Origin of the sequence: Mycobacterium farcinogenes (genome assembly GCF_019739075.1) — a bacterium.
Taxonomy (GTDB): Bacteria; Actinomycetota; Actinomycetes; order Mycobacteriales; family Mycobacteriaceae; genus Mycobacterium; species Mycobacterium senegalense.
This window is the reverse complement of record NZ_CP081673.1, coordinates 927205-953007: the sequence shown is the minus strand read 5'-3', so window position 1 is coordinate 953007 and position 25803 is coordinate 927205. Positions and strand designations below refer to the sequence as shown.

Here is a 25803-nt window from a genome sequence, read left to right as displayed (position 1 = left end):
GCAACAGGGCCCGCGCAGAAAGTCGCGGAACGACGTCGGAAGGAACTTCGGCGCGTAACGCTAGACGCGGTGCTCGCAGCTATTGGGTTACGACCAAGGTTGTACCCGCGTCCTGTGGAAGGTCGACTGGCTGCCGCACTGGTGAACGTTCGTAACGACCACAGGAATCGTGCCGACACCTGATCGCTATCGTCTCGCAGTTCTAGCGGCAGTCACTACCGCTCCTGACGAGATTCGTGGCGAAATGATCGAAGAGTTGCGGCACCAACGCAAGATGGAGAACCGCTTCTACTGGGTCGAGGTATGCACCCTCGTTTTCGTCGCACTATTGGTCGTCTTTGTCGCTGGCGTAGCCGCAGTGCTGATCAGCGGTGGTTCTTACGTCGCAGGTGCTCTCACGGTGTGCGCAGATCTGATTGGTGTCGCGGGCATTGCACTTGGCCGCAGCTATTTCATCGGGCAATCGCGCGATTCGTCGAAGCCGGAACTCAAGCCGAAGGCGAAGGCGAAGACCTAGGTCCGGATCGATCCGACCAGCTCCCCTCCCTGAAGAGGCTAATTGTCATTTCGGATCCGTCGGAGCACACGCGACCGCGGCGGTAACGCCGACGGCGCCGACGGTTCAAACGCGATGGCTACAGTCGACATGGCGTCCATCGCAGACTTCACCTGTGACTCGCGCATCATCCAGCGGCCGGCTGGTTTGTAGCCGGCGAATCGTCGCTTGCGCAGCTGCTCACGAAGGAACGATGGCGATACGTGGAGAATCTCGGCAGCCTCGTCAACGGTGTACGCGCGATCATCAATTGCCATGACATCAGCGTGACGGAAAAGTAGCCCGTGCTGATACTCGGGTAGGCTCGGCGCCGTTTTTATAGAGGCGAGTGAGCGCCGAGCCTACCCGAGTATCAGCACGGAACGCGGTTACCGACATGGCCCGGGCGTGTTGTTCCTGGTCAAGCTCGGTTTTCGAGGGATTGCTGAGCTTTTCTATCTATGGCAATTCGCCGGCGGGTTGGTCACCAGAGAGCTTTATTGCCCCCGCGCGAAGGAGCGGCAGCACAGGACGATCCAAGCCGAGAATTGCCGCCGACTGACTGACCGCGGCACGGAGATACGGGTAAACGGTCATAACGCCGACCTTCTCAGCGAAGTCTCGAGCGATACCTTCCTCGAGCATGCATGGAGATTCGAAGGTGAAAATCGCCCCCGCATCTGCAACGTATTGGCCGCCGTGACCGCCCGCCGACACTTTGCAGCGAACTTCGTATTCTTGCTCGTCCAGTCGCGTCAGCACTTGAAGCGTGAACTCTGACTCATCGGAATTGTCGACGCGCCGACTTGAGTTCTCGTATATCACGACATCAGCGAGCTCAGATCGATCTAGCAGCTCTCTGACGTCTTCGAAGGTGGTCTCACCGTTACGCTCAATCATGAGGCGAGTGCGTACGACCGCTGGTAGGAATTGCCTGTCTCGGGTAGCGAACGTCTCTGCCTGAACGTGATGTCAGCAGCCGCAACGTAGGTCGACACGGTGACTGCCCGGACTCCCGCGGCGATCAAGAGATCCAGACGGGTGTGTTCACTCAACGAGGGGAACAACGCGTCGTCAACGCTGTAGTGGTGTGCACGAGCCCAAGCAGCGACATCACCCCACAGCCAGATGCCGCCTGCCACATGTGAAACTGCGGATGGAAACGGCGTGTCCTCGTGTCGCTCACCGCGGACCCAGTTGCCGACGGCCTGGCGTGTCACTCCGATGCGCTCCGCGATGTCCTGACGCGTCACCAGGTCTTGATAGGTGCGGAGAACCCTGATACCGCTTGATTCGATCGCCTTCGCGGCAAAAACCCCTGCCTCGACCGCGTCCGCAGCTCTGACCAGCACTGTCGCCACCATCAGATCGCCGTACGAGGTGAGAACGAAGTTGGGAAGCAGTTCGGCCACTCGGTCGATGCGCTCGTCGGCGGGATCGTCGATGTCTTCGACGACAAATGCGATCTCAAAATTGAAGGTCCCGGCGCTCATGCGCCAAGTGTGTGCCAGAAAAGGCGGTGTTGTCAACAGGAAACAGTGCCGGTAAGCCGCTATGATGTCTCATCCCTGATGCGCTTCTCGAGGTTCTTACATTCCCGATGGACTACTTTCGCGATCCACGCCGCATCTGGACCAGGCGACCCGTCCACGCGAACCCAGTTCGGCGGAGCAAGCCGGACGCCGGGGTCAGGCGGATACAGGGCAAACTTGTGACCCTGCCCACGAACGCGCCACCCCCGCTTAACCCAGTATTCGATGGCTTCGTAGACCTGGTGACGGCCTTTCAAAGCGCGGCGAACCTGGCGGAGGGTTACCTCTGGCCAGCTACCCATCACACGCTCCTTTCCGACGCATGACGGGTGGCCACGAAGTGCCAACCTGGGCATGCTCCGCACATCGCGCTCACCGTGGTCCTGAGTCCGCAGTTCGAGGAGCGCCGGGGGTGCCCGACAGAGTCGAAACTCACAGCGACGAAATACGCACGCGCACAGACGCGCTGATGCGTATCGCATAGGATCGTGGCGTCCGACCAAGACACTTCCGAGCCCTGCTGGAGTCCGCTCCGGCAGGGCCTCGGCGTTCCAAGAGGCGATGTGTTCATCACCCGCAGTCGAGTTTAGGGCCGAAGACGTGGAGTAGAACGGTAGCCATGCCGACCACCACAGACACCGTCACCACAGCAGTCGGCACCTCTGCCTATTGCGGCGCGCAATGCCCGCAGTCGCGGTTGAAGGATTCAGTCGAGTAGGTGCCCGAACCCGGAGTCGTTGACCGAGTAGGTCATCATGGGGCCCGGTGGGTGCATGGCCAGCCAGTCGCGGATCCCGGCCTCCTGGGCGGCTGCGGCCGCAGTCTCAAGGTTCAGGTGCGCCAGCAGTGCGCGCACGGTGGTGGGCTCGTACCGGTCGACCGGCACCAGGTGCAGGTCATCCCGGAATCGGCTGTCGCTCATGCCGCACCAGCCTCCGTCCGCAGTAGTTTCGTCGACCACCAACAGTGCCAAACCTATCCAACGCTCTTACCTCGCACTCTTCGAATCATCCAACGCCATTGAAAATGGCAAACGCCCAGGTCGTGGTTCGCGACGAAGAGGTCGTGGGTTCGAATCCCGCCACCCCGACAATGTGAGTAAGGCCCAGACCAGAGCAATCCGGTCTGGGCCTTTCCCGTTGCGGTCGACAGCTGGTGGGCCTGTCCTATCCCGGCAGTCCTTGTTCTTCCGGCGGCAGCGGGGCCGGTCCCTTGATTCCGGGAGTGGCCATGGGGATCTCGGGTGCCTGCGCCGGGTTGGACGGCGTGATGGTCACCCCGGTCTGCATCGGAGATGACGGCTCGGAGCCGAGAAGCGAGACCGGATTACTCTGCAGGCCTCCGACGACCCCGAACACACTCAGCGCCACGGCAGCGCATCCACCAACGACGGTCGCGAACTTGATGCCGAAATTACTCATATCGAACCACTCCATTGAAAACATAGGATTCCTATGCAATGGAAAACGTCGCAGCCCCGGCATCTATTCCCAGTTATCGGGTCGGACCGGCCTCACTCATGTGGGTGTCCCTTCTTTCCGTGGCCCTTGCCGTTTCCGTGGCCGTTCCCCTTGCCGGGGTCTTGATCCCACTCGTCCTCGGGCACGGTCGGCGCGAAGCCGGGCACGTCGGTGGCGGCCGGCACCGTGGGCTCAACCGAGGTCGTCACCGGGGTGATCGGTGAGCGCTGTGGCGGCGGGTCGGAGATCAGCAGCAGTGCGGCCAAGACCACGCCGGCCAGCAGTCCACCGGTCAGCAATGTCATCCGAACGCGCGACCGCCGGGGCGCGGGCGGCGGGGGCAGCATCAGCGTCGCCGGTGGCGTCGGCGGCAGCGGCGCGGCAGGCGCCGGTGGTGCCGGCTGCAGTGCGGCCCGCATCTCGGCGGCATTGGCGAAGCGATAGGCCGGATCCCGCGACATCGCGCGTTCCAGCACGTGGATCAGAGCCGGATCGACGTCGGGACGCAGCACGCCGATCGGGGTCAGCGGCTCGTCGAGCACCGATCGCATGGTGGCCACCGGATTGTCGCGCTCGAACGGCAGCCGCCTGGTCAGTGCCTCGTAGCCGAGGACGCCGAGGGCGTACAGATCGTCCGACGGCGATGCCGGTTGCCCGGTAATCCGTTGTGGGCTCAGGTAATTCGCGGTGCCGAAGACCATCCCGACGCGGGTGTGAGCGGCCCCGTCGGTCTTGGCGATGCCGAAGTCGGCGAGCTTGGCGGCACCGGACTTGGTGATGAGGACGTTGCCGGGCTTGATGTCGCGATGGAGGATGCCCGCGTCGTGCGCGGCGGTCAGCGCACCGAGCAGGTCGTTGAGCACCCAGCGCACGCGGTCGGCCGACAGCGGCCCGGCCGAGATCTCGTCAGCCAGGGTGGGTCCGGGCAGTCGTTCCATCACGATGTAGGGCGTGCCGCGGTCCTCACCGCTGTCGTGGATCGCGACGATGTTCGGGTGGTTCAGTGCGGCGGCGGCTCGCGCCTCGTTCTCGAAGCGCCGACGCGTCACCTCATCGGCGGCCAGGGCCGGGTAGAGCAGCTTGACCGCGACCGGACGCGACAGCCTGGTATCCCAGCCGTCGTGCACCTCGGCCATGCCGCCGCGGCCGAGAACACCGCGCAGCTGGTAGCGGCCGCCGAGCGCCGCCGTCATAGATCTCCCCTCCGCTGTGCGCTTGGATCCCAGTATCCCGCAGTGCCGTTGTGCGGCATGCTGACACCATGCCCCGGTTCCCGCTGGACACGGCCGACGCCGATTTCTTCACGACTGCCCCGCACATCTTCACCTATCACAAGCGCTTCGCCGCACCGCCCGAGAAGGTGTGGGAGTCGCTGGTGTCCGACGCGTCTCTGGCCGCGTGGGGCCCGTCGGTCACCAAGGTCGACTGGGTGACGCCGAGGCCCTTCGGCGTCGGCAGCTCCCGTGAGGTGACGCTGACGCCCGGGTTGGTCCGGGTGCATGAGACCTTCTTCCGCTGGGAGGAGGGCCGTCGCTACTCGTTCGCCGTGGATCACGCGAACATTCCGTCGCTGCGCCGATTCGCCGAGGATTACCTGGTGGAGCCCTCCGGTGACGGCCAGACCCAGTTCACCTGGATCGTGGCGATCGAGCCCAAGCCAATGTTCGCGATTCCATTCAAGGGGCTGGCGCCGGTGGTCAAGGCGGCGTTCGGACGGCTGGCCTCCGATGGCCAGCGCTATTTCGCCCGAGTGTGATCGAGCTCCCAACCAAGCAGTTGATAGCGTCGGCCGATGGCCGAGCTGAGCTGGATCGCCGCACTGTTGCAGTACAACCGCGACGGTGATGACTTCTGCATTCGCCAACCGCGCCGGGGCGCGACGGAGCGGCTGTTCGGCGGCCTGATCGCGGCGCAGTCGCTGGCGGTGGCCGGGGCCACGGTTGACGACGGCAAGGTGGCGCAGTCGCTGCACGCCTACTTCGTCCGGGGCGGGCGGTACAACGCCGACGTCGAGTTCCACGTCGACCGCACCCGCGACGGGCGCGCGTTCACCACCCGCCACGTCACCGCCAGCCAGGACGGCAAGGTGATCCTGGAGATGATGGCCTCGTTCCATCAGCCCGAGCCGGGTCTCGACTGGTCCCCCGACGCCCCGCCGGTCCGGGAATTCGACGCCGCCACTCCCAAGCACGACGTCATGGATTTCGGTGACAAGTTCGACCTGCGCACCATGCCCTCCGACGACTCGGAGTTCGCGATCTCGCCGTTCTGGATTCGCACGCAGGACGAGATCGAGGACGACCCGCTGATCCGCGCCTGCACCCTGACATTCCTGTCCGATCTTGGACCGGTGCCCTCAGCGCTGCCGCCGTCGGTCCCGCTGCGGTCCGATCTCGGCTTCGCCGCGAGCCTGGACCACTCGATCTGGTTCCACCGGCCGTTCTTGCCCCACGGCTGGCACCGGTACGAACTGCAGTCGGCGAACCACAACGATTCCCGCGGCCTGGCACGTGGCTCCCTCTACGACGCCGCGGGCACGCTGATCGCCAGCGTCACCCAGGAAGCGCTCTGGCGAATTCCGATCTAGTCCGGCGGGTTTGCAACACCCTCATCGCGGGCAGCCGGTGGCATGAGGTTCTCCGATATCGCGTCCCTGCCGGTCGAGCTCGGTGCTGCGGCTCGGCACCGGCGCCTGTTCCACCCGAGCGGCGTGCTGGCACGAGGCAGTCTCGAACGCACCGCACCCACAGGCCGGGGCCTGCCGGTCTACTCCTGTGATGTCGTCGGAAGGTTGTCGAAAGGGATCGGGACGCCAGATTCCGTGCCTGACATCGCCGGCCTGGCCTGGCGGATACCGCCACAGTTGTCCGGTACGCCATGGGATGTGCTGTTGGCCTCGACGCTGGCCGGGAACCGGTTTGTGTTGTGGCCGGCCAATTCGTGGACGGGAATCACGTTCTCGAGCGTGATGCCACTGCGGTTCGAGGGCGCGCTGTGGTGGCTGCGCGCCCGCCTCACCACAGATTTCGACGGCGGCGGGCTCTCGCTCGACAGTGTGCGCCGCCAATTGGAACGTGGCGGCATCCAGTTCGACATCGAACAGTCCAACGCCGCAGGCGAATTCGAGCCGCTGGCCCGACTGTCGCTGATCCAGAAGCTGCCGCACGGTCGCGACGTGTCGTTCGACCCGGCGCTGCATGAGGCGGACGGAGTACGCCTGGCCCCGCACTGGTTGGCCGATGTCCGCCGCGCCGCTTACCACAGCAGCCGCGTCGGGCGCGACGCCGAATAGCGTTCAGTCGGGCGGTTCCTGACTGGTGCTCTCGGTGGTGTCCACGTCCGGGGTGTCTTCCGGCACGTTCTTGGCCCGATCCTGCTTGTCGGCGCTGTCGCCGCTGTCCTTGCGGTGCTGTTCGTCGTAGATACCCTTACCGGTTGGCATACGCCTGAGATACCCGTCGCCGTGAGTTTCAACCCGGCGGCCAGGGGTATGTGCATCCGACTCACCACCGAAAGGCAACGGACATGGATGCACTGACATTTCTGCGTCAGGACCACAAGAGCGTGCTGGGCATGCTGGAGGTGCTCGACGGCGCGCCCACCGGCCCCGGGGCCAAGGAGAGCGGGTTGGCCACCATGGTGACCAATCTGGTCATCGCCGAATCCCAACACGAGGCAATCGAGGAGCAGTTGTTCTGGCCGATGGTTCGCGACGTGCTCGACAACGGTGACGAACTGGCCGATGAGGCGATCGAGCAGGAGGAAGCAGGCAAGCAGCTCTTGCAGCGACTCGAGGACGGCGCACCCGGCGAGCCCGAATATCACGACGCACTACGGGAATTCGTGAAAGTGGGCCGCGAGCACATCGAGTTCGAGGAAGAGGTCGTGTGGCCGAAGTTCGAGGCCGCCGTCGATCGCGAGGAGCGGGAGAAACTCGGCGCCAAGCTGGAGCAGGCCAAGAAGATGGCACCGACGCGCCCCCATCCCGACACGCCATCCAGTCAAGCCGCCCAGATGACGGTGGGCACCGCCGCGGCCGTCGTCGACCATGTCCGTGATGCGGCGACCGGCCGCGCCGAGGACAACCCGCCTGACCCACAGATCCGCTGAACAGCCACTGACGGCCGGCGTCCTCAGGGCGCCGGCCGTCAGCCAGGCAGTTACATGACAGCGGTGTGTTGTTCGTGGGTGAACGGCTTCTCGCTGTCCACCGCGGGGCTGCCCTCCGGGTTCTTCTTCGCGCCTTGATTCTGGCGCAACCTGCCGCCGAGCCATTCTTCCTGTGGCTTGTTGACGTACTTCCACTTCATGCCCTCGGGCCACGGGCCCTGGCCTTGGTTCCACGGGCCGCGCGCGTCACCGGTGCCGTTGGACATGTTGAACGCGACATTCTGGAACCGGTCGTCGCCCGGCAGCTGTCCCGGCGGGAAGTTCACCGGTAGCTCGTTGAGCGCCGCGGTGAATTGCTGGAAGTGGGCCACCTCGCGGGTCATCAGGAAGGTCAGGGTGTCCTGTACGCCCGGATCATCCGTGAACTGCTTGAGATATTCGTAGACGATCTTGGCTCGCGATTCGGCGGCCAGATTGCTGCGCAGGTCCACCGACGGATCGCCGTTCGAGTTGACGTACGAGCCGCTCCACGGCACCCCGGCGGAGTTGCTGACGTCGGGGCCGCCACCGGTCAGCGCGAAGTACAGCGGGTTGGCCGCGACGCTGTGGATGATCTGGTCTCGGCCGTCCGCGTCGGCCACCGCGGGCATCCAGTCGCAGCGCTCGTTGGCGACCTTGAGGTCGTCGTTGAGTCCGTCGAGCAGCATCGTGATCATGGAGCCGACCATCTCCAGATGAGACAGTTCCTCGGTCGCGATGTCCATCATGAGGTCGTACATCTTCGGGCTTTTCTCCCGCAGCACGAATGCCTGGGTGAAGTACTGCATGGCGGCTTTCAATTCGCCGTTGGCACCGCCGAACTGCTCCTGGAGCAGGGTGGCGAAGCGTGGGTCTGGCTCGGTGACCCGAACCTCGAATTGCAGATCCTTGTTGTGAACAAACATCCCGGGTACCTCCAGGGCTGATCGACGGCTAGGGATGCCGGCGGATACCCGTCACCGGCCACCTCAAACGCCAGGGCCCCTCAGAGGCGCGCCTTGACTGCCGCCGAAAGCCGCGCGCCGTCGGCCTTGCCCGCTGCAATGGCGGTGGCGGCCTTCATCACCTGGCCCATCTGGCGCATGCCCGGGCGCTCCCCGATCTGCTCGGCGACTTCGGCGATGGCGGTGTCGGCGACATCGGCGAGTTCGGCGTCGGTCAGCGGGGTGGGCAGGTACTCGTCGATCACGCGGGCTTCGGCGTGTTCGTTGGCAGCAAGCTCGCCCCGGCCGTTCTGGGTATAGATCTCGGCCGCGTCGCCGCGCTTCTTCGATTCGCGGGCCAGTACCGCGATCACCTCGGCGTCAGTCAGCTCTCGGGCCTGCTTACCCGAAACCTCCTCGGCCTGGATCGCGGCCAACAGCATTCGCAGCGTTGCGGTGCGCAATTTGTCCTGCGACTTCATCGCGCTGGTCAGGTCCGTGCGCAGCTTGTCCTTGAGCTCAGCCATAGCGCCAACCTACGCCGCGATCAGCCCTCGCCCGCCACGAATTTCGCGTCGACCGACATCGCGACCTCGATATCGGCGGGTGAGAAGTCGAGTTGGGGAGCGCCGCCGCCCCGGGCTGCCATGGCGCGCATCATCGGCGGGGACGACGCCTCCTCCGGCGGCCGGGCCACCATGCCGGCGTCGCCGATCGCCACCGGCCGCACCGGGCCGAGGCCCAGCGCGTCGGAGTAGCGCTGGGCGCGGGTCACGGCGTCGGCCACGGCTGCGGTGTGTGCTTGCGCGACGAGTTCGTCTCGGTGTTCGGCCGTGAGTGCCCAATCGATCCGCGACAACGCGAACCCGCCGGTGTCGGTGACATGTCCGCCCACCCACCGCGACAGCGCGGTGAAATCGCTGAATCTGACCTCGACGTCGACGCTGGCGTGGTGCACCAACGGCAGCTGCTTGCCCTCGTTGTTCCAGGGCCGGTTGGCCCAGGTCCGCACCTGGCCGGTCGACCATCTGGTGACCGGTCCGCCGTCGGGGTCGTGCAGCGGGGTGATCGAGGATTTCACCGCGTCCAGGTCGCGGACCACCCGCTCGTATACCGGCTCGATGGCCGGGCCTTCGTAGCCGAGCGTGGCGTGGACCGTGGCCCGCTCGGGCGGCCGATAGGTGGAGAACGATCCCCGCACGATGATCTCGGTCGGCATGCCCTCACCGTAGTTGCTGACGGGAACTACGGTGAAGGCATGACGAGCGGCCGGCCAGACCTTGCGCATTTTTCGGCAGGGCGCGTCATCCCGCTTCGCCCGTTGAGCCTGACCGAGATCTTCAACGGCGCGGTCGCCTACATCCGCACCAACCCCAAAGCCACGCTGGGGCTGGCCACCGTGGTCGTGGTCGCTTCGCAGATCGTCACGCTCGCGTTGCAGGTCGGTCCGCTGTCGGCACTCGGCGAGTTCGACTCCACGCTGCAGGGCGAAGCGCCCTCACCCGGGAGCATCGCGGTGTTCGCCGCCGGTGCGTTCAGCGGCATCGTGGTGACGACGCTGGCCTCGCTGCTGCTCAGCGGCATGCTCACGGTGGTGATCGGCCGCTCGGTGTTCGGAGCCGGCATCACCGTGGGTGAGGCCTGGCAGCGGCTGCGCGGCCGGTTACCCGCGCTGATCGGGCTGACCGCGTTGCAGGCTCTGGCGCTGATCGTCGTCATCGTCGGCGTCACCGTCATGATCGTCGGGGCGGGCGTGCTCGGTGGCGGCCTCGCCGGGTTCGCGGTGGGCGCGGTGTCAGTGCCGCTGGCGTTGCTCGGGGTGATCTATGTGTCCACGGTTCTGCTGTTCGCCCCGGCCGTGATCGTGTTGGAGCATCTCGGTATCGTCGCGGCGATCAAACGCTCGTTCACATTGGTGAACAAGGATTTCTGGCGGGTGTTCGGCATCTGGGTGCTGGCCACCATCGTGGCCGCAGTGATCGGTTGGGGCGTCGGCGCGCCGTTCAACGTGGCCGGGCAGATCATGACGATGGTCGCCGACGGCCCCACGTTGCCGGCCCTGATCCTGACCGCCGTCGGCGCTGCGATCGGGCAGATCGTCACCGCACCGTTCAGCGCGGGTGTGGTGGTGCTGCTGTACGCCGATCGCCGGTTCCGGGCCGAGGCGTTCGACCTGATGCTGCAGACGGGTGCGAACGCACCGGTCTGCACGACCGATCAACTGTGGCTACCGCGGTACATCTGAGGTGATGAGCATCGACATCGACCGTGACGCCGCGCACGACGCCGCGCAGAACGAGTTGGCCAAGCCGATCTACCCTCGGGCTTCGCCGAGCGATCAGATCGGCGATTGGCTCAACGACCTGCTGTACCGGATCACGGCCGCGGGCTCCACGATTCCCGGCGGCTGGTTCACCATTTCGGTGTTGGTGATCCTCGTCGTGGCGGCCGTCGTGGTTGCGGTGCGGATCGCTCGGCGCACGATGCGCACTTCGCGTACCGCGGATCAGGCGTTGTTCGGCAGTCAGGAGCTCAGTGCCGCACAGCACCGTTCGATAGCAGAACAGTTTGCCGCACAAGGTGATTGGTCAGCCGCGATTCGGCACCGGGTCCGTGCGCTGGCGCGCCACCTTGAGGAGACCGGGGTGCTGAACGCGGTCCCGGGCCGCACCGCCACCGAACTCGCCCGCGACGCAGCGGCGGCGCTGCCCGCGCTGTCGTCCGAACTCTACAGCGCGGCAACCACTTTCAACGACGTCACCTATGGCGAGCAGCCCGGTAGCGAATCGGCATACCGGGCCATCGCGAACCTCGACGAAGCCGTCCCGGCATGAGGGGCCGCTTTCGCACGGCCCGCTGGGTGCTGCTGGCCTTCGCCGTCGTCGTCGCGGTGGCGGTCGCGACGGTGTACCTCACCGCGCCGCGCCCGGGTGGGGCGATGGATCCCGAGTCCACCTCACCGGAGGGGACGCATGTGTTGGTCAGCCTGTTACGCGACCACGGCGTCGAGGTGATCACCGCCCACAGCGTCGACGAGGTGCAGCGCGCCGCCCGGCCCGGCACCCTGCTGGTGGTGGCACAGACGATGTTTCTGGCCAGCGACAAGACCGTCGACAGATTGGCCGACCTTCCCGGGGATCTGCTGCTCGTGGCGCCCATCGGGCTCACCCGGGAAAAGCTGGCCCCGCAGGTCCGGCCGGGTACGCCGTCGCAGTTCGGCGGTGGCGAACCGGATTGTGAACTGCCCGAGGCGAATCGGGCCGGCAGGACGCAGCTCGGCACCACCGATACCTACGAGGCAGCCGACGGTACCCCGGTGACCCTCTGCTACGGCGGCGCGCTGGCCCGCTACCACGACGGTCCGCGCACCGTGACCGTGGTCGGCACCGGGGATTTCATGACCAATTCGCAGCTGCTCAAAGAGGGCAACGCCGCCTTGGCGATGAATCTGGCCGGCGCCGCGCCGCGGGTGATCTGGTACGCACCACAGCACTTCGAGTCCAGCTCGAGCGGCGACGGCAAGTTGTCGGACCTCGTTCCGCCGCAGGTCCGCTGGATCGTCCTGCAGCTGTGCCTGGTGGTGGCACTGCTGGCCGTGGCGCAGGCCCGCCGCCTGGGCCCGTTGGTCGCCGAATCCCTTCCCGTCGTGGTCCGCGCCTCCGAGACGGTCGAAGGGCGCGGACGGTTGTACCGCTCCCGGCGGGCACGTGGCCGGGCCGCCGGCGCGTTGCGCACCGCGACGCTGGGCCGGCTACTGCCCAGACTCGGTTTGAACACCGCGGCGCCGCCACAGGCCGTCGCTGCCGCCGTCGCCGCCCGCTGCGGCACCGCCGCCGACACGGCCGGGCACATCCTGTTCGGCCCGCCGCCGGCGACCGATGCCGAACTCGTCCATCTCGCACACCAACTCGACGACATCGAAAGGCAGGTCGCCCACTCGTGACTCAGCCCACCTCCGAGAATGCCCGAGAAGCCCTGCTGGCGCTGCGCAACGAGATCGCCAAGGTGGTGGTCGGGCAGGACGCGGTGATCAGCGGCCTGGTGGTGGCGTTGCTTTGCCGCGGGCATGTGCTGCTGGAGGGGGTGCCCGGCGTGGCCAAGACCCTGTTGGTGCGCACGCTGGCGGCGGCCCTGCAGCTGGAGTTCAAGCGGGTGCAGTTCACCCCGGACCTGATGCCCGGCGATGTCACCGGCTCCCTGGTGTACGACGCACGGACCGCCGAGTTCGAGTTCCGCTCCGGCCCGGTGTTCACCAATCTGCTGTTGGCCGACGAGATCAACCGGACGCCACCGAAAACTCAAGCGGCTCTTCTGGAGGCCATGGAGGAGCGGCAGGTCAGCATCGACGGCACGCCCCGCCCGCTGCCCGATCCGTTCATCGTGGCGGCGACCCAGAACCCGATCGAGTACGAGGGCACCTATCAGTTGCCGGAGGCCCAGCTCGACCGCTTCCTGCTCAAGCTCACCGTGCCACTGCCGCCGCGGGATCAGGAGATCGCGATCCTGGGCCGGCACGCGCACGGCTTCGATCCGCGTGACCTGTCGGCCGTTCAGCCGGTGGCCGGTGCGGCCGAGCTGGCGGCCGGACGCGATGCGGTTCGTCAGGTGCTGGCCGGCGAGGAGGTGCTGGGCTACATCGTCGACATCGTCGGGGCCACCCGGCACTCCCCGTCGCTGCAGCTCGGCGTGTCGCCCCGGGGAGCGACCGCACTGCTGGGAACGGCGCGGTCCTGGGCGTGGCTGTCCGGACGCAACTACGTCACGCCCGATGACGTCAAGGCGATGGCGCGCTCCACGCTGCGCCACCGGGTGGCGCTGCGTCCCGAGGCGGAGCTCGAGGGTGCTACCGCCGACGGGGTGCTGGACGGCATCCTGGCCGCCGTTCCGGTGCCGCGCTGATGGTTCTCACCGGCCGCGCCGGTCTGGTGGCACTGATCTGCGTGCTGCCGATCGCGTTGGCCCCTTGGCCGGCAATGGCTTTCGCAGTGCTGGCGGCACTGTTGGCCGTGGCTGTGGCCGTCGACGTCGCACTGGCCGGCCGGATCGGCGGGCTGCAGCTGGCTCGCGGCGAGGAGACGACCGCGCGTCTGGGCCAGACGGTCGACGCCGTGCTCACCGTCCACAACACCGGACGGCGGACACTGCGCGGCGCGATTCGCGACGCCTGGCCGCCCAGCGCGTCGGCACAGCCACGCGCACATCAGGTGAATATTGCTGCCGGGCAGCAGGTTTCCCTGACCACCCGGTTGCATCCGGCCCGCCGGGGCGATCAGCGCAGCGAGCTGGTGACGGTACGCTCGGTCGGCCCGTTGGGGCTGGCCGGTAGGCAACGTTCACAGTGCCTGCCGGGAAAGGTCCGGATCCTGCCGCCGTTCCTGTCGCGTAAGCACCTCCCGTCGAGGCTGGCCAGGCTACGGCAGCTGGACGGCGCGATACCGGTGCTGATCCGTGGCCAGGGCACCGAATTCGATTCGCTGCGTGAATATGTCGTCGGCGACGACGTCCGCTCGATCGACTGGCGGGCCACCGCGCGGCGCGCCGACGTGGTGGTACGCACCTGGCGGCCGGAACGCGACCGGCGGGTGGTGATCGTGCTCGACACCGGGCGCACTTCGGCGGGCCGGGTCGGGGTGGATCCGACCGCACTGGACCCGGGCGGGTGGCCGCGGCTGGACTGGTCGATGGATGCGGCACTGCTGCTGGCGGCGCTGGCCTCGCGAGCCGGTGACCACGTCGATTTCCTGGCCATCGACCGGGTAGCCCGCGCCGGTGTCTGGGGCGCCTCCCGCACCGAGCTGCTGGCCTCACTGGTGGCGGCGATGGCGCCGTTGCAGCCGGCGCTGGTGGAATCCGATGCCACGGCAATGGTTTCGACCTTGTTGCGACGGGTGCGGGGCCGGGCGCTGGTGGTGCTGCTGACAGACCTCAATGCCTCGGCCCTCGACGAGGGATTGATGACGGTGCTGCCGCAACTGTCGGCGCGGCATCAGGTGCTGCTGGCCGCGGTCGCCGATCCGCGGGTGGACCAGTTGGCGGCGGGCCGTTCCGATGCCGCGCAGGTGTACGACGCCGCGGCTGCCGAGCGGGCCCGCAACGACCGCCGCGCCATCGCGTCACGGCTACGCGGGCACGGAGTCGACGTGGTCGATGCCCGCCCCGAGGACCTGGCGCCGGCGCTGGCCGACCACTATCTGGCGATGAAGGCAGCCGGCAAGCTCTAGCCCGTCGGCACCACGTCGGGGGCGTCTTCCAGATCGCCGCTCTCCCCAGCCCGGACGGCTTTGCGCCCGAAGTGGATTACGTAGCCCAGGAACGCCAGTTCGACGACCACGCCGATACCGATCCGCGCCCAGGTGGGTTGCGGCGACGGCGTCACCAACGCCTCGACCAGACCGGACACCAGCAGCACGACTGCCAGTCCGATCGCGGCCGCGACCACGGCCCGGCCCTGTTCGGCCAGCACCTGCCCCCGCGGCCGGTCGCCGGGGGCGATCACCGTCCAGCCCAGCCGCATGCCGACGGCAGCGGCCAGGAATACCGCGGTCAGCTCGAGCAGGCCGTGCGGGATGATCAGACCGAGGAACAGATCGCCCTTGCCCGCGCTGAACATCAGCCCGGCGTTCACACCGAGGTTCGCCGCGTTCTGGAACAGGATGTAGGGAATGGGCAGCCCGAGCAGGATCGCGAAGGCGATGCACTGCGCGGCCACCCAGGAGTTGTTCACCCAGACCTGCAGTGCAAATGACGCGGCCGGGTGCTCGCTGTAATACGACTCGAAGTCGTGGTTCACCAATTCGTCGATCTCACTGGGGGTTCCGATGGCAGCGTGCACGGCGGGATTAGCCGATATCCACAGCGCCACCGCCACGGTGACGACGAAGAACGCTACCGCCGAACCGAGCCACCAGCGCCAGGAACGGTAGGCCACCACGGGGAAGGACACCGTCCAGAAGCGGACGAACTCCCGCCACAGCGGGGCGTGCGCACCGGTCACCGCGGCGCGAGCCCGGGCGACCAGCCCGGACAGCCGCCCGACCAGAACCGAATCCTGGGAACCCGACCGCACCATGGACAGATGGGTGGAGACCCGTTGATAGAGGTCGACGAGCTCGTCGACCTCGGCGCCGGTCAACCGTCGGCGCCGTTTCACCAACTGCTCCAACCGGTCCCAGGTGGGGCGATGGGCCACGACGAACGCATCGACATCCACCTGGCAAAGCGTAGTCGGTAGCGTGTGTCGGTATGGTCTGGCAGCCCGAGCCGGTAGTCACCGGGGACGCCGTCGTTCTCGACGTGGCGATCGCCCAGTTGCCGGTACGCACGCTGGCCGCCCTGATCGACATCGTGGTGATCGCCGTCGGGTATGTGGTCGGGGTGCTGCTCTGGTCGATCACGCTGACCCAGTTCGACGATGCGTTGTCGGCGGCGATCCTGATCATCTTCACGGTGCTGACCCTGGTGGGGTATCCGGTGGTGATGGAGACCGCGACCCGGGGCCGGTCGCCGGGAAAGATGGCGCTGGGCCTGCGCGTGGTGGCCGACGACGGCGGCCCGGAACGGTTTCGCCAGGCCCTGTTTCGCGGGTTGGCCGGATTCGTCGAGATCTGGATGCTCACCGGTGGACCGGCGGTGATCAGCAGCCTGTTGTCGGCCAAAGGCAAGCGGCTGGGCGACATCTTCGCCGGCACCGTGGTGATCAGTGAGCGCGGCCCCCAGCTGAAACCGCCACCGGTCATGCCACCGGCGCTGGCGTGGTGGGCAGCGTCGCTGGAGCTGTCGGGGCTCGGCCCGGAGCAGGCCGAGCTGGCCAGGCAGTTCCTGTCGCGGTCGGCGCAGCTCGATCCGCGGATCCGCCACGAGATGGGGCACCGGATCTTCGGCGAGGTCGCCTCACGCATCTCGCCCCCGCCGCCGCCCGGCGCCCCAGCGGAGTATGTGCTGGCCGCGGTGCTCGCCGAACGGCATCGCCGGGCGCTGGCCCGGCTCATGCCACAAGCCGCCGTGGCGCCCTATCCGGCGCCTTACCCGAGCTATCCGCTACCGCCTCCGACCAGCGGCTTCACTCCGCCCAGCTAGTCGTGTGAGACATCACTGTCTCATTTTGGCCCGTACGTGCTACATTTTGATTCATGACCAGTCCGGCATCGACGCGCAGCGGGCCGCGGGAGCGCACCCGTAAGGCGATTCTCGATGCCGCGATGACGGTCCTGGCCGACAACGCCACCGCCTCGCTCTCCGACATCGCGGCCGCCGCCGACGTCGGCCGCAGCACCGTGCATCGGTACTACCCGGAGCGCACCGACCTGCTGCGCGCCCTGGCCCGGCACGTGCATGAGCTCACCATCGCCGCGATCGATCGTGCGGACCCGATGAACGGTCCCGTCGAAGCGGCGCTGCGCCGGGTGGTGGAGAGCCAGCTCGACCTGGGACCCATCGTGCTGTTCGTCTACAGCGAGCCCACGATCCTGGCCGACCGCGAGTTGGCGGCCCACCTGGACACCGGCGACGAGGCGATCGTCGAAGTGCTCAACCGCGCCTCGGTCGACAGGCCCGAATACCCCCCAGGATGGGCCCGGCGGGTGTTCTGGGCCCTGCTTGATGCCGGCTACGAAGCCGCCAAGCAGGACGGCACCCCGCGCCACCAAATCGTCGACGCCATCATGACCAGCCTGACCGCGGGCACCATTCACCTCCCGCGCGGCTGACCGAACTTTCTTGGAGAAAAACCAATGTCCACCCGCCTCGACGGCGGTCCGGCGGTGACGCCGACCCCGAAACGCGCCTGGGTCGCGCTGGCAGTCCTGGCCCTGCCGGTTCTGCTGATCGCGGTCGACAACACCGTGCTGGCCTTCGCGCTGCCGATGATCGCCGAGGATCTCCGTCCCGCGGCGTCCACCCAGCTCTGGATCGTCGACGTCTACTCGCTCGTGCTGGCCGCGCTGCTGGTCGCCATGGGAAGTCTCGGCGACCGGTTCGGCCGGCGCCGGCTGCTGCTCATCGGCGCCACGGGCTTCGCCGTCGTCTCGGCCGCAGCGGCTTTCGCGCCGAGTGCTGCCTATCTCGTCGCCGCCCGCGCGGCACTCGGCGTGTTCGGCGCGATGCTGATGCCGTCGACGCTGTCGCTGATCCGCAACATCTTCACCGAGGCGTCGTCGCGCCGGCTCGCGATCGCCATCTGGGCCTCATGCTTCACGGCGGGCTCGACGCTGGGCCCGATCGTCGGCGGCGCGCTGCTGCAGCATTTCCATTGGGGCTCAGTATTCCTCGTGGCCGTGCCGATCCTGTTGCCGCTGCTGGTGCTGGGGCCCCGGCTGGTGCCGGAATCACGCGACCCGAATCCGGGCCCGCTGGATCTGCTGAGCGTGACGCTGTCGTTCACCGCGATGCTGCCGTTCGTGTGGGCGATCAAGACCGCGGCTCACGACGGCTTCTCGGGCAGTGTCGTCGCGGCGTTCGTGATCGGCATCGCCTCGGGTGTGCTGTTCGTGCGCAGGCAGAACCGCAGTGCCACACCGATGCTCGACATGGGGCTGTTCTCCTACGCACCGTTCAGCGCGTCGATCCTGGCGAACTTCCTGTCGATCGTCGGCCTGATCGGGTTCATCTTCTTCATCTCCCAGCACCTGCAGCTGGTGCTCGGCCTGTCGCCGCTGGCGGCCGGTCTGGTGACGCTGCCGGGCGCGTTGGTGTCGATGATCGCCGGCCTGGCGGTGGTCAAAGCCGCCAAGCGGTTCGCCCCGGACAAGCTGATGATCTTCGGGCTGGTGTTCGTCGCGGCCGGCTTCGCCCTGATCCTGGCTTTCCGCCACGACCTGTCGGTGGCCGCGGTGATCGCGTCGTTCGTGGTGCTGGAACTCGGTGTCGGTGTCTCGCAGACGGTGTCCAACGACACCATCGTGGCGTCGGTTCCGGCGGCGAAAGCCGGTGCGGCGTCCGCGGTCTCGGAAACCGCATATGAGCTGGGCGCGGTGGTGGGCACCGCCACGCTGGGCACGATCTTCACGGCGTTCTATCGCAACAACATCGAGGTGCCGGCCGGGCTGACCCCGGCACAGGCCGCCGACGCCGGTGAGAGCATCGGCGGGGCGACCTCGGTGGCCGCGGACCTTCCTGCGGAAATCGGTCAGCGCCTGATGGATTCGGCGCGGGTGGCGTTCGACTCCGGCATCGCGCCGACGGCCGTCATCGCGACGACGCTGGCGCTGACGGCGGCGGCCGTCGTGGCGGCGGCCTTCCGCAAGCAGGCTCAGCGGTAGCGCAGGCCGGCCGATCGTCTCGTCCACTCACGCTGCCAAGATGGACCCGTGACGTTCGACGAGTTGATCGCCGAGGCCGATGCGGCGTCGGTCGACGGCTGGGACTTCTCGTGGCTGGAAGGCAGGGCCACCGAGGCGCGTCCGTCGTGGGGTTATCAGCAGTTGATGAGCCGCCGGCTGGCGACGGTGTCCTCGGCACTGGACATCCAGACCGGTGGCGGTGAGGTGCTCGCCGCAGCCACGAAGTTCCCGCCGACCATGGCGGCCACCGAATCCTGGCCGCCCAACCTCGCTCGCGCCACTCGGCTGCTCGGCCCGCGCGGTGTCGTGGTGGTCGCCGACCCCGACGAGCCGCCGCTGCCGTTCGCCGAGGCGGCGTTCGAGCTCGTTGTCAGCCGACATCCGGCCACCGTGTGGTGGGACGAGATCGCCCGTGTACTCGCGCCCGGCGGCGTTTACCTCGCCCAGCATGTCGGCCCGGCAAGCGTTTTCGAGTTGACCGAGTTCTTCCTCGGGCCACAGCCGGAGGCCCGCAAGGCCCGCGATCCCGAAGTCGAGGCCGCGGGGGCGCGGGCCGCCGGGCTCGAGATCGTCGACCTGCGTGCCGAACGGCTGCGGATGGAGTTCTTCGACATCGGTGCCGTGGTGTATTTCCTGCGCAAGGTCATCTGGATCGTGCCGGGCTTCACCGTCGCCGCCCACCGGGACAAGCTCGTCGCGCTGCACCGGCAGATCGAGGCCGACGGCTCGTTCGTCGCGCACTCGTCACGACACCTGATCGAGGCCCGCAAGCCCGAATTGGCCACGAAAGTGACGCAGGGGTCGTGATTTCCGCCGCCCGACGACCCCTGCGTCACTCTGGCGACGACGGCGGGGCGGCCGAAGCGTTGCGCGATGCCTGCGCCGCGAGGCCCCCGGCGATCGAGGTGGTCGCCATGGTGACCAGCGCTCCGAGCATCAGTGCCGCCGGCTCGCCGGGTGCCAGCAGATGCTGCTCGGTGCCGAGCGTCGCGGCCGCGACCGGCACCCCGAGCTGAGCGGCCGAGAAGACAGCGAGCGTCATCGGCTGGCCCAGCAACCGGCCGGCACCATGTGCGAGCACCGCGCCAAGTCCCAATGCCAGGGCGAGCAGGATGAATTCAGGATGGTCGGCAAGTTCGCGCACCTGCAGCGAGGCACCTAACCAGACGAAGAACAACGGACCGAAGAACCCGTCGGTGATACCGAACAACTGCCTGGCCAGCCGGCGCGGCTCCCCGATCGCAGACACCACCAGGCCCAGCGCGAAGCCGGCCAGCATGATCGAAACGTGCGTGGCCAACGCGACCGCCGACAGCCCGAACAGGAAAATCAGACTGAACCGAAGCTCGAGCGCGAACTTGTGCTTGGCGGAATAGTGATGCAGACGTCGCCGTAAACCTCGTGCGTAGCCAGCCCGTAGCGCGAGGAACAGCACCGCCGCGCAGCCAGCGATGGCCAGCGCTCCCAGCGCCGTGCGCGGGGCGCGCTGGATGTCTATCACCAACGGCAGCAATATGATCGACGCCGTATCGGCGATGGCGATCTGGGCGGTCACCGACAGCGCCTGCGGCCCCTCCAGGCGCAGGCCGTCGATGATCGGCAAGGCCAGCGCGGCCGACGACGAGGCCATCACCACGGCGTAGAGCGCCGCATGCCCGGTGCCGAACCCGTGGGCGATCACGACGCCGAGCACCGCGGCGACAGCCCCCACCAGCACCGCGCGCATGAGCGCTTTGGGAAGTGCGGTACGCAGCGCGGTGTCGCGGATCGGCACGTGGGTACCGACGACGAACATCACCAACGCGAACCCGACGTTGGCCAGCAAAGTGAACGTCGGATCGCTGTGGTCGACGATGCCGAATCCGGTTCTGCCAACCACGATCCCGGCGATCAGCTCACCGATCACCACGGGTGTGCGCAATCGCGGCAACGCGGCCAGGGCCGGTCCGGTCAGACCGATGACCGCGACCAGCGCCAACGTGTCGAAACCGAACTCGGCCACCGGCTCACATTAGGCGCTGATCCAGTTCCCGTGGAACCCGTAGGGCACGCGTTGCGGCAGTTTGATGGTGGCCACGGGCTTTCCGGAGAAGTCCGACGCATCCAGGATCATCAGGTCGCTGCCGTCGCGCTCGGGGTTGTAGACGTAGCCGAGGTAGAAACCGTTGCTCTCGTCGGCCGGGCCCGCGCCGGGAACGAACACCGCCTCCCCCGGTCCGCCGGATCCGAGATCGTGGCGCACGCCGGCACCGCTGGTCAGGTCGTAGCGGACCCAGGAGTTGTCTGCGACGGATACCGCGTACCGGGCCGGCAGGCCGGCCAGTCGATCGTCGATGCGGGGGAACTCCACTCCGAGGTCGTCGAGCTGACGTTCGGCGACGGTGCCGGCTGCCAGGTCGATCCGCCACTCCCACAATACGCCTTCGACATCGAACCCACCGCCGTTGCGCCACATCTCGGAGTAGCGAACAGCTTGCAGGACAATCGAATTGCCGTCATCGTGGGCGTTGGCGACGTGGAACACGTAGCACGGGTCGATGTCGAACCATCGGATCGGCGCGTCGGGATCGTCTCGGCGCAGCACGCCGAAGCGGGCGCCGTAGTCGTCGCTCCACCGGTAGGGCATGCCGCTTTCCCCCTTGGCCACCGCGATGTCCAGGTCGAACACCACCGGCAGGTCCATGAAGATGACGTGGCTCGCGGTCATCGCGAAGTCGTGCATCATGGTGTGCGCCTTGACGTCCACGGGCCGGTTGACCGTCAGCTCGCCGTTGGCTTCGGCCCGGTGATAGGTGACATAGGGCTCGAAGATGCTGCCGTAAGAGAAGAAGTGCAACTCGCCGGTCGTCGGGCAGATCTTCGGGTGCGCGGTCATCGAGTCGACCAGCTTGCCGCCGAAGTCGTAGGCGCCCACGGTTTCCAGCTCGTTGGTGATCTCGTAGGGCAGTGAGGATTCCACCAGCGCAAGGGTTTTGCCCGCGTGGTTGACGACATGGGTGTTGGCGACCGACGAGCGCAGGTTGCGGGTGCCGTCGGCGTGGTAGAGCGGAAAGTGCTCGACGAAGCTGTCGGTGCGTACCCAGCGATTGCGGTACCACTTGGCCGCGCCGTTCTCGATGCGGACACCGTGGATCATCCCGTCACCGGTGAACCAGTGCCCGGTCGCCTGACGCGGGTTCGGCCCGTTGCGCAGATACCACCCGTCGAGTTCGGCGGGGATAGCTCCGTCGACGGCCAGGTCGTACTCCGTGAGTTCGTCGGCGACGGGCGCGTAGTTGCCGCGCCGGGAGAAGTCGGTTTCACCGATGGGCAAGGCGGAAGTCATACGGCAACAGTGACATTCCACAACTGACATGTCAATAGTGAGAGGTAGGCTGCGGACATGAGTCTTCGCATGGCGGCGCTCGGCCTGTTGGCACAGCACCCCGGCAGCGGGTACGACCTGCTCAAACGGTTCGAGAGATCGATGGCCAACGTCTGGCCGGCCACCCAGAGTCAGCTCTACGGCGAGCTCAACAAGTTGGCCGCCGGCGGCCTGATCGAGGTGTCGGCCATCGGGCCGCGCGGCCGCAAGGAGTACCGCATCACCCCCGCGGGCCGCACCGAGCTGAAGCGCTGGATCACCAGCCCCGCCGACGACCCACCCGAGCGCAGCGCGGGCCTGCTGCGGGTCTTCCTGCTCGGCGAATTGCCTCGCGACCAGGCGCTGGCCCATCTCGAGGCAATGGCCGCGCACGCCGACGCCGAAGTCGCACGCCTCAAGGAACTCGAGGCGTCGATCCCGTGGGCCGACTTCGGCGGCGACCTCTACGGGCACGCAGCCCTGGAGTACGGCCTGCGCTTCAACGCCATGCAGGCGCAGTGGGCACGTTGGCTCATGGAAACTATCGACAACCGATAGATTCCGATATATCGTTGACGCATCGGAAGCGCACACCGCGCTCCTCAACGACAACGAAGGATTCACTCCAATGACCAACCCATTCAATTCACCGGGCGGCTTCGGATTCGTGCCTTTCGGCCGGGACGAAGCTCGCAGCATGTTCCACCAGGCTCGCGCCGCACGCCGCGACCTGCGTCATCAGATGCGGGCACAGGCACACGCCGCCCGCGAACAGGGCGTCGACCCCAATTGCCAGACCGGCTTCGGCCCGAGCTTCGGCCCCGGCTTCGGTCCGGGCTTCGGCCCCGGGTTCCGTCCCGGACGCGGCGGCTTCGAATTCGGTTTCGGACCGCGTGGCGGTCACCGTGGCGGACGTCGCGGCCGACGCGGTGATGTCCGTGCCGCCATCTTGACCCTGCTGGCCGAACGGCCCATGCACGGCTACGAGATGACGCAGGAGATCGCGAGCCGCAGTAACAACCTGTGGAAGCCCAGCCCCGGCTCGGTGTACCCGACCCTGCAGCTCCTGGTCGACGAGGGACTCATCGCCCCGGCCGAGTCGGAGGGCAGCAAGAAGACCTTCGAGCTGACCGAAGAGGGCCGCCAAGCCGCGGCCGAGATCCAGTCCCCGCCGTGGGCGCAGATCGCCGAGGACGCCGACCCCGCTGCCCTCAACCTGCATTCCGCCGTCAGCCAATTGATGGCCGCTGTCGGCCAGTCGGCCTATGCCGCAGGCGAAGACCAGCAGCAACGCATCCTCGACGTGGTCAACAACGCCCGTCGCGAGATCTACCAGATCCTCGGCGAGGAGTAGCAGCCCGTAGGCTGCCCTCGTGAGCAGCCTCGTCACAACCATCGCGCCGGCCGTCGTTGCAGTGTTGACCGCGGCCGGCGCGGTGATCGGTATCCAGTTCCGTGATGTCGACGCCTACGAGCGCAGGCGCGGCATCTGGCAGTGGCTTCTGGTGCTGCTCGCCGCGGTCGCAACGATGGGCGCCGTCGGGTCGGCGTCCGGCGTCGGCAACCTCCTTCAGGCCACGTTGCTGGCGGTGTTCGCGGCTGCGGCCGTGGTGCTGGCCCACGTCATGTGGCGTCGGCGGGTTCCCGACGCCGAGCCCCGCATCGTGGCCGTCGCGACGACGGCGGCCATCTGCGCGGTCCTGGTGATCGCCGGGGTGGTATCGCTGACCTACATCAATGACAAGGGCTGCCGGCAGGCCGATCTGCTGGTGCAATACACCCGCGTCAGCTCCGGTGCCGTCATGCCCTCGTTCAATTCCGGCCAGGGGCCGACAGCCGGTGACTACGAGAACTGGTCCAAGCTGATCCGCGAGGCGGCCGACCAGGTGACCGCGAGCGATCTCGCCCCGCACGCCAAGCGGATCGGCGAGCTGGCCACAGAGATCACCGAAGCGGCCAAGGCCAACGACAAGCCCCGTCATGCCAGTCTGGGCGTCGAGTATTACGACGAGCTCAAACCGATTCTGGCCAAGTGCCGCATCACGCTGTAACCGTCAGTCGATGTCGACCCAATTCAACGTACGATCAACGGCTTTGCGCCAACCGGCGTAACCGGACTGCCGGGCCTCATCGTTCCACTGCGCGCTCCAGCGTTGCCCTTCCTGCCAGTTGGCCCGTAGATCCTCGGCATTCTCCCAGAACCCGACCGCCAAACCGGCGGCATAACCCGCACCCAGCGCGGTGGTCTCGGCGACGACGGGCTTGACCACGTCGACGCCGAGCACATCGGCCTGGATCTGCATGCACAACGCATTGGCGGTGATGCCGCCGTCAACCTTCAGAACTTCAAGGTGCACACCGGAATCGGCCTCCATGGCCTCCACCACGTCGCGGCTCTGATAACAGATCGCCTCCAGCGTCGCCCGGGCCAGGTGCGCGTTGGTGTTGTAGCGGGACAGCCCGACGATGGCGCCCCGGGCATCTGAGCGCCAGTACGGCGCGAACAGCCCCGAGAACGCCGGGACGAAGTAGACGCCACCGTTGTCGGTCACCTGCCGGGCCAGCGCCTCACTCTGTGCGGCACCGCTGATGATGCCCAGCTGATCACGGAGCCACTGCACCGCTGACCCGGTTACCGCAATCGACCCCTCAAGCGCATACACCGGTTTCTCGTCGCCGAACTGGTAGCAGACCGTGGTGAGCAGTCCGTTGTCCGAGCGCACGATCTTCTCGCCGGTGTTGAGCAGCAGGAAATTGCCTGTGCCGTAAGTGTTCTTGGCCTCGCCGGGCGCCAGACACACCTGGCCGACCATGGCGGCCTGCTGATCCCCGAGCACCCCCGTCACCGGCACCTGCCCGGCCAGCGGCCCGTCGTCGCGGGTGATCCCGAACGACTCCGGATAGGACGACGGTTTGATCTCGGGCAGCATCTGCCGCGGAATCGAGAAGAAGGACAGCAGCTCGTCGTCCCAGTCCAAGGTTTCCAGATCCATCAACATGGTGCGACTGGCGTTGGTGACGTCGGTGACGTGGCTGCCGCCGCGGTAGCCGCCGGTGAGGTTCCACGTCACCCACGAATCGGCGGTGCCGAAGATCGCGTCACCGTTCTCCGCATCGCGCCGGACCCCGTCGACGTTCTCCAGAATCCACTGGATCTTGCCTGCCGAGAAGTAGGTCGCCGGGGGCAGCCCCGCCTTGCGCCGGATCACGTCGCCCCGTCCGTCGCGGTCGAGCGCGGCCGCGATCCGGTCGGTGCGGGTGTCCTGCCAGACGATGGCGTTGTGGTACGGCCGGCCGGTGTGTCTGTTCCACACCAGCGTGGTCTCGCGCTGGTTGGTGATCCCGAGCGCCGCCAGATCCCCGGACACCAGGTTCGTCTTGTTCAGCGCGGTCATGATCACCGCGGCGGTGCGTTCCCAGATCTCGACCGGATTGTGTTCCACCCAGCCGGCCCTCGGCATGATCTGCTGATGCTCGAGCTGGTGACGGCCCACCTCGGCGCCTTCGTGATCGAAGATCATGCATCGGGTGCTCGTGGTGCCCTGATCGATTGCAGCTACGAAGTCCGCGGACATTCGTACATG

At 67.1% G+C, this 25803-nt stretch carries 31 protein-coding genes; 17 read left to right on the top strand and 14 right to left on the bottom strand.

The features are described 5' to 3' along the window. Window positions 1–169: 169 nt before the first annotated feature. On the top strand, window positions 170–517 hold the full coding sequence (locus K6L26_RS04360; protein ID WP_221852768.1) for a hypothetical protein: 348 nt from the start codon (window positions 170–172) through the stop codon (window positions 515–517). 38 nt (window positions 518–555) lie between these two features. On the opposite strand, the gene K6L26_RS32000 is transcribed toward K6L26_RS04360, so the two are convergent. The 6 genes from K6L26_RS32000 to K6L26_RS04330 form a co-directional block, all read right to left on the bottom strand. Further along, entirely contained in the window at window positions 556–813 is a 258-nt protein-coding gene (locus tag K6L26_RS32000; RefSeq protein ID WP_221852767.1) for a helix-turn-helix domain-containing protein, read from the bottom strand. Between the two features lie 181 nt (window positions 814–994). Further along, window positions 995–1435 carry a hypothetical protein gene (locus K6L26_RS04350; RefSeq protein WP_221852766.1) on the bottom strand — a complete coding sequence of 147 codons (441 nt, stop codon included), beginning with the start codon at window positions 1433–1435 and terminating at the stop codon, window positions 995–997. After that, window positions 1432–2028 carry a helix-turn-helix transcriptional regulator gene (locus K6L26_RS04345; RefSeq protein ID WP_221852765.1) on the bottom strand — a complete coding sequence of 199 codons (597 nt, stop codon included), beginning with the start codon at window positions 2026–2028 and terminating at the stop codon, window positions 1432–1434. The genes K6L26_RS04350 and K6L26_RS04345 overlap by 4 nt, the downstream gene beginning before the upstream one ends. Window positions 2029–2773: 745 nt before the next feature. Continuing rightward, window positions 2774–2989: a hypothetical protein gene (locus K6L26_RS04340; RefSeq protein WP_221852764.1), complete on the bottom strand. Its 216-nt coding sequence runs from the start codon at window positions 2987–2989 to the stop codon at window positions 2774–2776. 244 nt (window positions 2990–3233) lie between these two features. Further along, window positions 3234–3488 (bottom strand): hypothetical protein, encoded by a 255-nt coding sequence (locus K6L26_RS04335; protein WP_019344669.1) that lies wholly within the window; start codon window positions 3486–3488, stop codon window positions 3234–3236. A 92-nt stretch (window positions 3489–3580) separates the two neighbouring features. Further along, window positions 3581–4720, bottom strand: a complete 1140-nt coding sequence (locus tag K6L26_RS04330) for a serine/threonine-protein kinase (RefSeq protein WP_221852763.1) — start codon at window positions 4718–4720, stop codon at window positions 3581–3583. 68 nt (window positions 4721–4788) lie between these two features. Here K6L26_RS04330 and K6L26_RS04325 point away from each other — a divergent pair, with 68 nt between their 5' ends. Genes K6L26_RS04325 through K6L26_RS04315 form a run of 3 tightly spaced genes read left to right on the top strand, consistent with a single transcriptional unit; the run spans window position 4789 to window position 6819 of the window. Further along, window positions 4789–5283: an SRPBCC family protein gene (locus tag K6L26_RS04325; protein ID WP_019346737.1), complete on the top strand. Its 495-nt coding sequence runs from the start codon at window positions 4789–4791 to the stop codon at window positions 5281–5283. Window positions 5284–5319: 36 nt separating this feature from the next. Next, complete coding sequence (locus K6L26_RS04320; protein ID WP_221852762.1) at window positions 5320–6114, top strand: acyl-CoA thioesterase; 795 nt, start codon at window positions 5320–5322, stop codon at window positions 6112–6114. A gap of 42 nt (window positions 6115–6156) precedes the next feature. Next, entirely contained in the window at window positions 6157–6819 is a 663-nt protein-coding gene (locus K6L26_RS04315; RefSeq protein ID WP_221852761.1) for a phosphodiesterase, read from the top strand. Between the two features lie 3 nt (window positions 6820–6822). Here the strand turns inward: K6L26_RS04315 and K6L26_RS04310 are convergent, their stop codons facing one another. Then, window positions 6823–6969 carry a hypothetical protein gene (locus tag K6L26_RS04310; RefSeq protein ID WP_019346734.1) on the bottom strand — a complete coding sequence of 49 codons (147 nt, stop codon included), beginning with the start codon at window positions 6967–6969 and terminating at the stop codon, window positions 6823–6825. Between the two features lie 83 nt (window positions 6970–7052). On the opposite strand from K6L26_RS04310, the gene K6L26_RS04305 reads away from it, so the two are divergent. Next, window positions 7053–7637, top strand: a complete 585-nt coding sequence (locus K6L26_RS04305; RefSeq protein ID WP_064898483.1) for a hemerythrin domain-containing protein — start codon at window positions 7053–7055, stop codon at window positions 7635–7637. Between the two features lie 50 nt (window positions 7638–7687). Here the strand turns inward: K6L26_RS04305 and K6L26_RS04300 are convergent, their stop codons facing one another. From K6L26_RS04300 to K6L26_RS04290, 3 genes are all read right to left on the bottom strand, one after another. Further along, complete coding sequence (locus tag K6L26_RS04300; RefSeq protein ID WP_036391317.1) at window positions 7688–8581, bottom strand: manganese catalase family protein; 894 nt, start codon at window positions 8579–8581, stop codon at window positions 7688–7690. A gap of 80 nt (window positions 8582–8661) precedes the next feature. Then, complete coding sequence (locus tag K6L26_RS04295; RefSeq protein ID WP_019348905.1) at window positions 8662–9126, bottom strand: GatB/YqeY domain-containing protein; 465 nt, start codon at window positions 9124–9126, stop codon at window positions 8662–8664. Between the two features lie 20 nt (window positions 9127–9146). Then, window positions 9147–9818, bottom strand: a complete 672-nt coding sequence (locus tag K6L26_RS04290; RefSeq protein WP_043371112.1) for an SIMPL domain-containing protein — start codon at window positions 9816–9818, stop codon at window positions 9147–9149. A gap of 39 nt (window positions 9819–9857) precedes the next feature. Between K6L26_RS04290 and K6L26_RS04285 the strand changes: the two genes are divergently transcribed. The 5 genes from K6L26_RS04285 to K6L26_RS04265 are packed head-to-tail and all read left to right on the top strand — an operon-like array spanning window position 9858 to window position 14820. After that, window positions 9858–10844 carry a DUF7847 domain-containing protein gene (locus K6L26_RS04285; protein ID WP_080989640.1) on the top strand — a complete coding sequence of 329 codons (987 nt, stop codon included), beginning with the start codon at window positions 9858–9860 and terminating at the stop codon, window positions 10842–10844. Between the two features lies 1 nt (window position 10845). Next, entirely contained in the window at window positions 10846–11433 is a 588-nt protein-coding gene (locus K6L26_RS04280) for a DUF4129 domain-containing protein (protein ID WP_221852760.1), read from the top strand. After that, a complete protein-coding gene (locus K6L26_RS04275; RefSeq protein WP_221852759.1) occupies window positions 11430–12542 on the top strand; it encodes a DUF4350 domain-containing protein in 1113 nt (370 codons plus the stop codon). The genes K6L26_RS04280 and K6L26_RS04275 overlap by 4 nt, the downstream gene beginning before the upstream one ends. Beyond that, window positions 12539–13498 carry an AAA family ATPase gene (locus K6L26_RS04270; protein ID WP_221852758.1) on the top strand — a complete coding sequence of 320 codons (960 nt, stop codon included), beginning with the start codon at window positions 12539–12541 and terminating at the stop codon, window positions 13496–13498. Before K6L26_RS04275 ends, K6L26_RS04270 begins: the two co-directional genes overlap by 4 nt. Next, complete coding sequence (locus tag K6L26_RS04265) at window positions 13498–14820, top strand: DUF58 domain-containing protein (RefSeq protein WP_065062632.1); 1323 nt, start codon at window positions 13498–13500, stop codon at window positions 14818–14820. Before K6L26_RS04270 ends, K6L26_RS04265 begins: the two co-directional genes overlap by 1 nt. On the opposite strand, the gene K6L26_RS04260 is transcribed toward K6L26_RS04265, so the two are convergent. Then, the gene (locus K6L26_RS04260) at window positions 14817–15809 is read right to left on the bottom strand and encodes a stage II sporulation protein M (RefSeq protein WP_221852757.1); all 993 of its coding nucleotides are present in this window, start codon (window positions 15807–15809) and stop codon (window positions 14817–14819) included. The genes K6L26_RS04265 and K6L26_RS04260 overlap by 4 nt on opposite strands. Before the next feature lie 32 nt (window positions 15810–15841). Between K6L26_RS04260 and K6L26_RS04255 the strand changes: the two genes are divergently transcribed. From K6L26_RS04255 to K6L26_RS04240, 4 genes are read left to right on the top strand one after another with little or no spacing between them, the layout of a single operon-like run. Continuing rightward, window positions 15842–16675, top strand: a complete 834-nt coding sequence (locus K6L26_RS04255; RefSeq protein ID WP_221852756.1) for an RDD family protein — start codon at window positions 15842–15844, stop codon at window positions 16673–16675. A 53-nt stretch (window positions 16676–16728) separates the two neighbouring features. Continuing rightward, a complete protein-coding gene (locus K6L26_RS04250; RefSeq protein WP_019348081.1) occupies window positions 16729–17304 on the top strand; it encodes a TetR/AcrR family transcriptional regulator in 576 nt (191 codons plus the stop codon). 24 nt (window positions 17305–17328) lie between these two features. Beyond that, window positions 17329–18855, top strand: coding sequence for an efflux MFS transporter LfrA (gene lfrA / locus K6L26_RS04245; RefSeq protein ID WP_019348082.1), 1527 nt, complete (start codon window positions 17329–17331; stop codon window positions 18853–18855). A gap of 48 nt (window positions 18856–18903) precedes the next feature. Further along, window positions 18904–19683, top strand: coding sequence for a class I SAM-dependent methyltransferase (locus tag K6L26_RS04240; RefSeq protein ID WP_221852755.1), 780 nt, complete (start codon window positions 18904–18906; stop codon window positions 19681–19683). Between the two features lie 25 nt (window positions 19684–19708). On the opposite strand, the gene K6L26_RS04235 is transcribed toward K6L26_RS04240, so the two are convergent. Next, window positions 19709–20878 carry a cation:proton antiporter gene (locus K6L26_RS04235; protein ID WP_221852754.1) on the bottom strand — a complete coding sequence of 390 codons (1170 nt, stop codon included), beginning with the start codon at window positions 20876–20878 and terminating at the stop codon, window positions 19709–19711. A 9-nt stretch (window positions 20879–20887) separates the two neighbouring features. Then, window positions 20888–22201 carry a carotenoid oxygenase family protein gene (locus K6L26_RS04230; protein WP_019346072.1) on the bottom strand — a complete coding sequence of 438 codons (1314 nt, stop codon included), beginning with the start codon at window positions 22199–22201 and terminating at the stop codon, window positions 20888–20890. Between the two features lie 57 nt (window positions 22202–22258). On the opposite strand from K6L26_RS04230, the gene K6L26_RS04225 reads away from it, so the two are divergent. The 3 genes from K6L26_RS04225 to K6L26_RS04215 all read left to right on the top strand — a co-directional run bounded on the left by K6L26_RS04225 (window position 22259) and on the right by K6L26_RS04215 (window position 24270). Continuing rightward, on the top strand, window positions 22259–22777 hold the full coding sequence (locus tag K6L26_RS04225) for a PadR family transcriptional regulator (RefSeq protein WP_043369009.1): 519 nt from the start codon (window positions 22259–22261) through the stop codon (window positions 22775–22777). Between the two features lie 70 nt (window positions 22778–22847). Beyond that, window positions 22848–23573, top strand: coding sequence for a PadR family transcriptional regulator (locus K6L26_RS04220; RefSeq protein WP_019346074.1), 726 nt, complete (start codon window positions 22848–22850; stop codon window positions 23571–23573). Window positions 23574–23592: 19 nt separating this feature from the next. After that, window positions 23593–24270 (top strand): hypothetical protein, encoded by a 678-nt coding sequence (locus K6L26_RS04215; protein WP_047036305.1) that lies wholly within the window; start codon window positions 23593–23595, stop codon window positions 24268–24270. 3 nt (window positions 24271–24273) lie between these two features. Here K6L26_RS04215 and glpK read toward each other — a convergent pair whose 3' ends face one another. Then, the gene (glpK, locus tag K6L26_RS04210; RefSeq protein WP_221852753.1) at window positions 24274–25794 is read right to left on the bottom strand and encodes a glycerol kinase GlpK; all 1521 of its coding nucleotides are present in this window, start codon (window positions 25792–25794) and stop codon (window positions 24274–24276) included. Window positions 25795–25803: the final 9 nt, after the last annotated feature.

Bases quoted from the DNA above. Each gene is read 5' to 3' on its own strand.
- K6L26_RS32000 (WP_221852767.1), bottom strand. From the start codon at position 813: ATGGCAATTGATGATCGCGCGTACACCGTTGACGAGGCTGCCGAGATT.
- K6L26_RS04350 (WP_221852766.1), bottom strand. From the start codon at position 1,435: ATGATTGAGCGTAACGGTGAGACCACCTTCGAAGACGTCAGAGAGCTG.
- K6L26_RS04345 (WP_221852765.1), bottom strand. From the start codon at position 2,028: ATGAGCGCCGGGACCTTCAATTTTGAGATCGCATTTGTCGTCGAAGAC.
- K6L26_RS04340 (WP_221852764.1), bottom strand. From the start codon at position 2,989: ATGAGCGACAGCCGATTCCGGGATGACCTGCACCTGGTGCCGGTCGAC.
- K6L26_RS04335 (WP_019344669.1), bottom strand. From the start codon at position 3,488: ATGAGTAATTTCGGCATCAAGTTCGCGACCGTCGTTGGTGGATGCGCT.
- K6L26_RS04330 (WP_221852763.1), bottom strand. From the start codon at position 4,720: ATGACGGCGGCGCTCGGCGGCCGCTACCAGCTGCGCGGTGTTCTCGGC.
- K6L26_RS04325 (WP_019346737.1), top strand. From the start codon at position 4,789: ATGCCCCGGTTCCCGCTGGACACGGCCGACGCCGATTTCTTCACGACT.
- K6L26_RS04320 (WP_221852762.1), top strand. From the start codon at position 5,320: ATGGCCGAGCTGAGCTGGATCGCCGCACTGTTGCAGTACAACCGCGAC.
- K6L26_RS04315 (WP_221852761.1), top strand. From the start codon at position 6,157: ATGAGGTTCTCCGATATCGCGTCCCTGCCGGTCGAGCTCGGTGCTGCG.
- K6L26_RS04310 (WP_019346734.1), bottom strand. From the start codon at position 6,969: ATGCCAACCGGTAAGGGTATCTACGACGAACAGCACCGCAAGGACAGC.
- K6L26_RS04305 (WP_064898483.1), top strand. From the start codon at position 7,053: ATGGATGCACTGACATTTCTGCGTCAGGACCACAAGAGCGTGCTGGGC.
- K6L26_RS04300 (WP_036391317.1), bottom strand. From the start codon at position 8,581: ATGTTTGTTCACAACAAGGATCTGCAATTCGAGGTTCGGGTCACCGAG.
- K6L26_RS04295 (WP_019348905.1), bottom strand. From the start codon at position 9,126: ATGGCTGAGCTCAAGGACAAGCTGCGCACGGACCTGACCAGCGCGATG.
- K6L26_RS04290 (WP_043371112.1), bottom strand. From the start codon at position 9,818: ATGCCGACCGAGATCATCGTGCGGGGATCGTTCTCCACCTATCGGCCG.
- K6L26_RS04285 (WP_080989640.1), top strand. From the start codon at position 9,858: ATGACGAGCGGCCGGCCAGACCTTGCGCATTTTTCGGCAGGGCGCGTC.
- K6L26_RS04275 (WP_221852759.1), top strand. From the start codon at position 11,430: ATGAGGGGCCGCTTTCGCACGGCCCGCTGGGTGCTGCTGGCCTTCGCC.
- K6L26_RS04265 (WP_065062632.1), top strand. From the start codon at position 13,498: ATGGTTCTCACCGGCCGCGCCGGTCTGGTGGCACTGATCTGCGTGCTG.
- K6L26_RS04255 (WP_221852756.1), top strand. From the start codon at position 15,842: ATGGTCTGGCAGCCCGAGCCGGTAGTCACCGGGGACGCCGTCGTTCTC.
- K6L26_RS04250 (WP_019348081.1), top strand. From the start codon at position 16,729: ATGACCAGTCCGGCATCGACGCGCAGCGGGCCGCGGGAGCGCACCCGT.
- lfrA (WP_019348082.1), top strand. From the start codon at position 17,329: ATGTCCACCCGCCTCGACGGCGGTCCGGCGGTGACGCCGACCCCGAAA.
- K6L26_RS04230 (WP_019346072.1), bottom strand. From the start codon at position 22,201: ATGACTTCCGCCTTGCCCATCGGTGAAACCGACTTCTCCCGGCGCGGC.
- K6L26_RS04225 (WP_043369009.1), top strand. From the start codon at position 22,259: ATGAGTCTTCGCATGGCGGCGCTCGGCCTGTTGGCACAGCACCCCGGC.
- K6L26_RS04220 (WP_019346074.1), top strand. From the start codon at position 22,848: ATGACCAACCCATTCAATTCACCGGGCGGCTTCGGATTCGTGCCTTTC.
- glpK (WP_221852753.1), bottom strand. From the start codon at position 25,794: ATGTCCGCGGACTTCGTAGCTGCAATCGATCAGGGCACCACGAGCACC.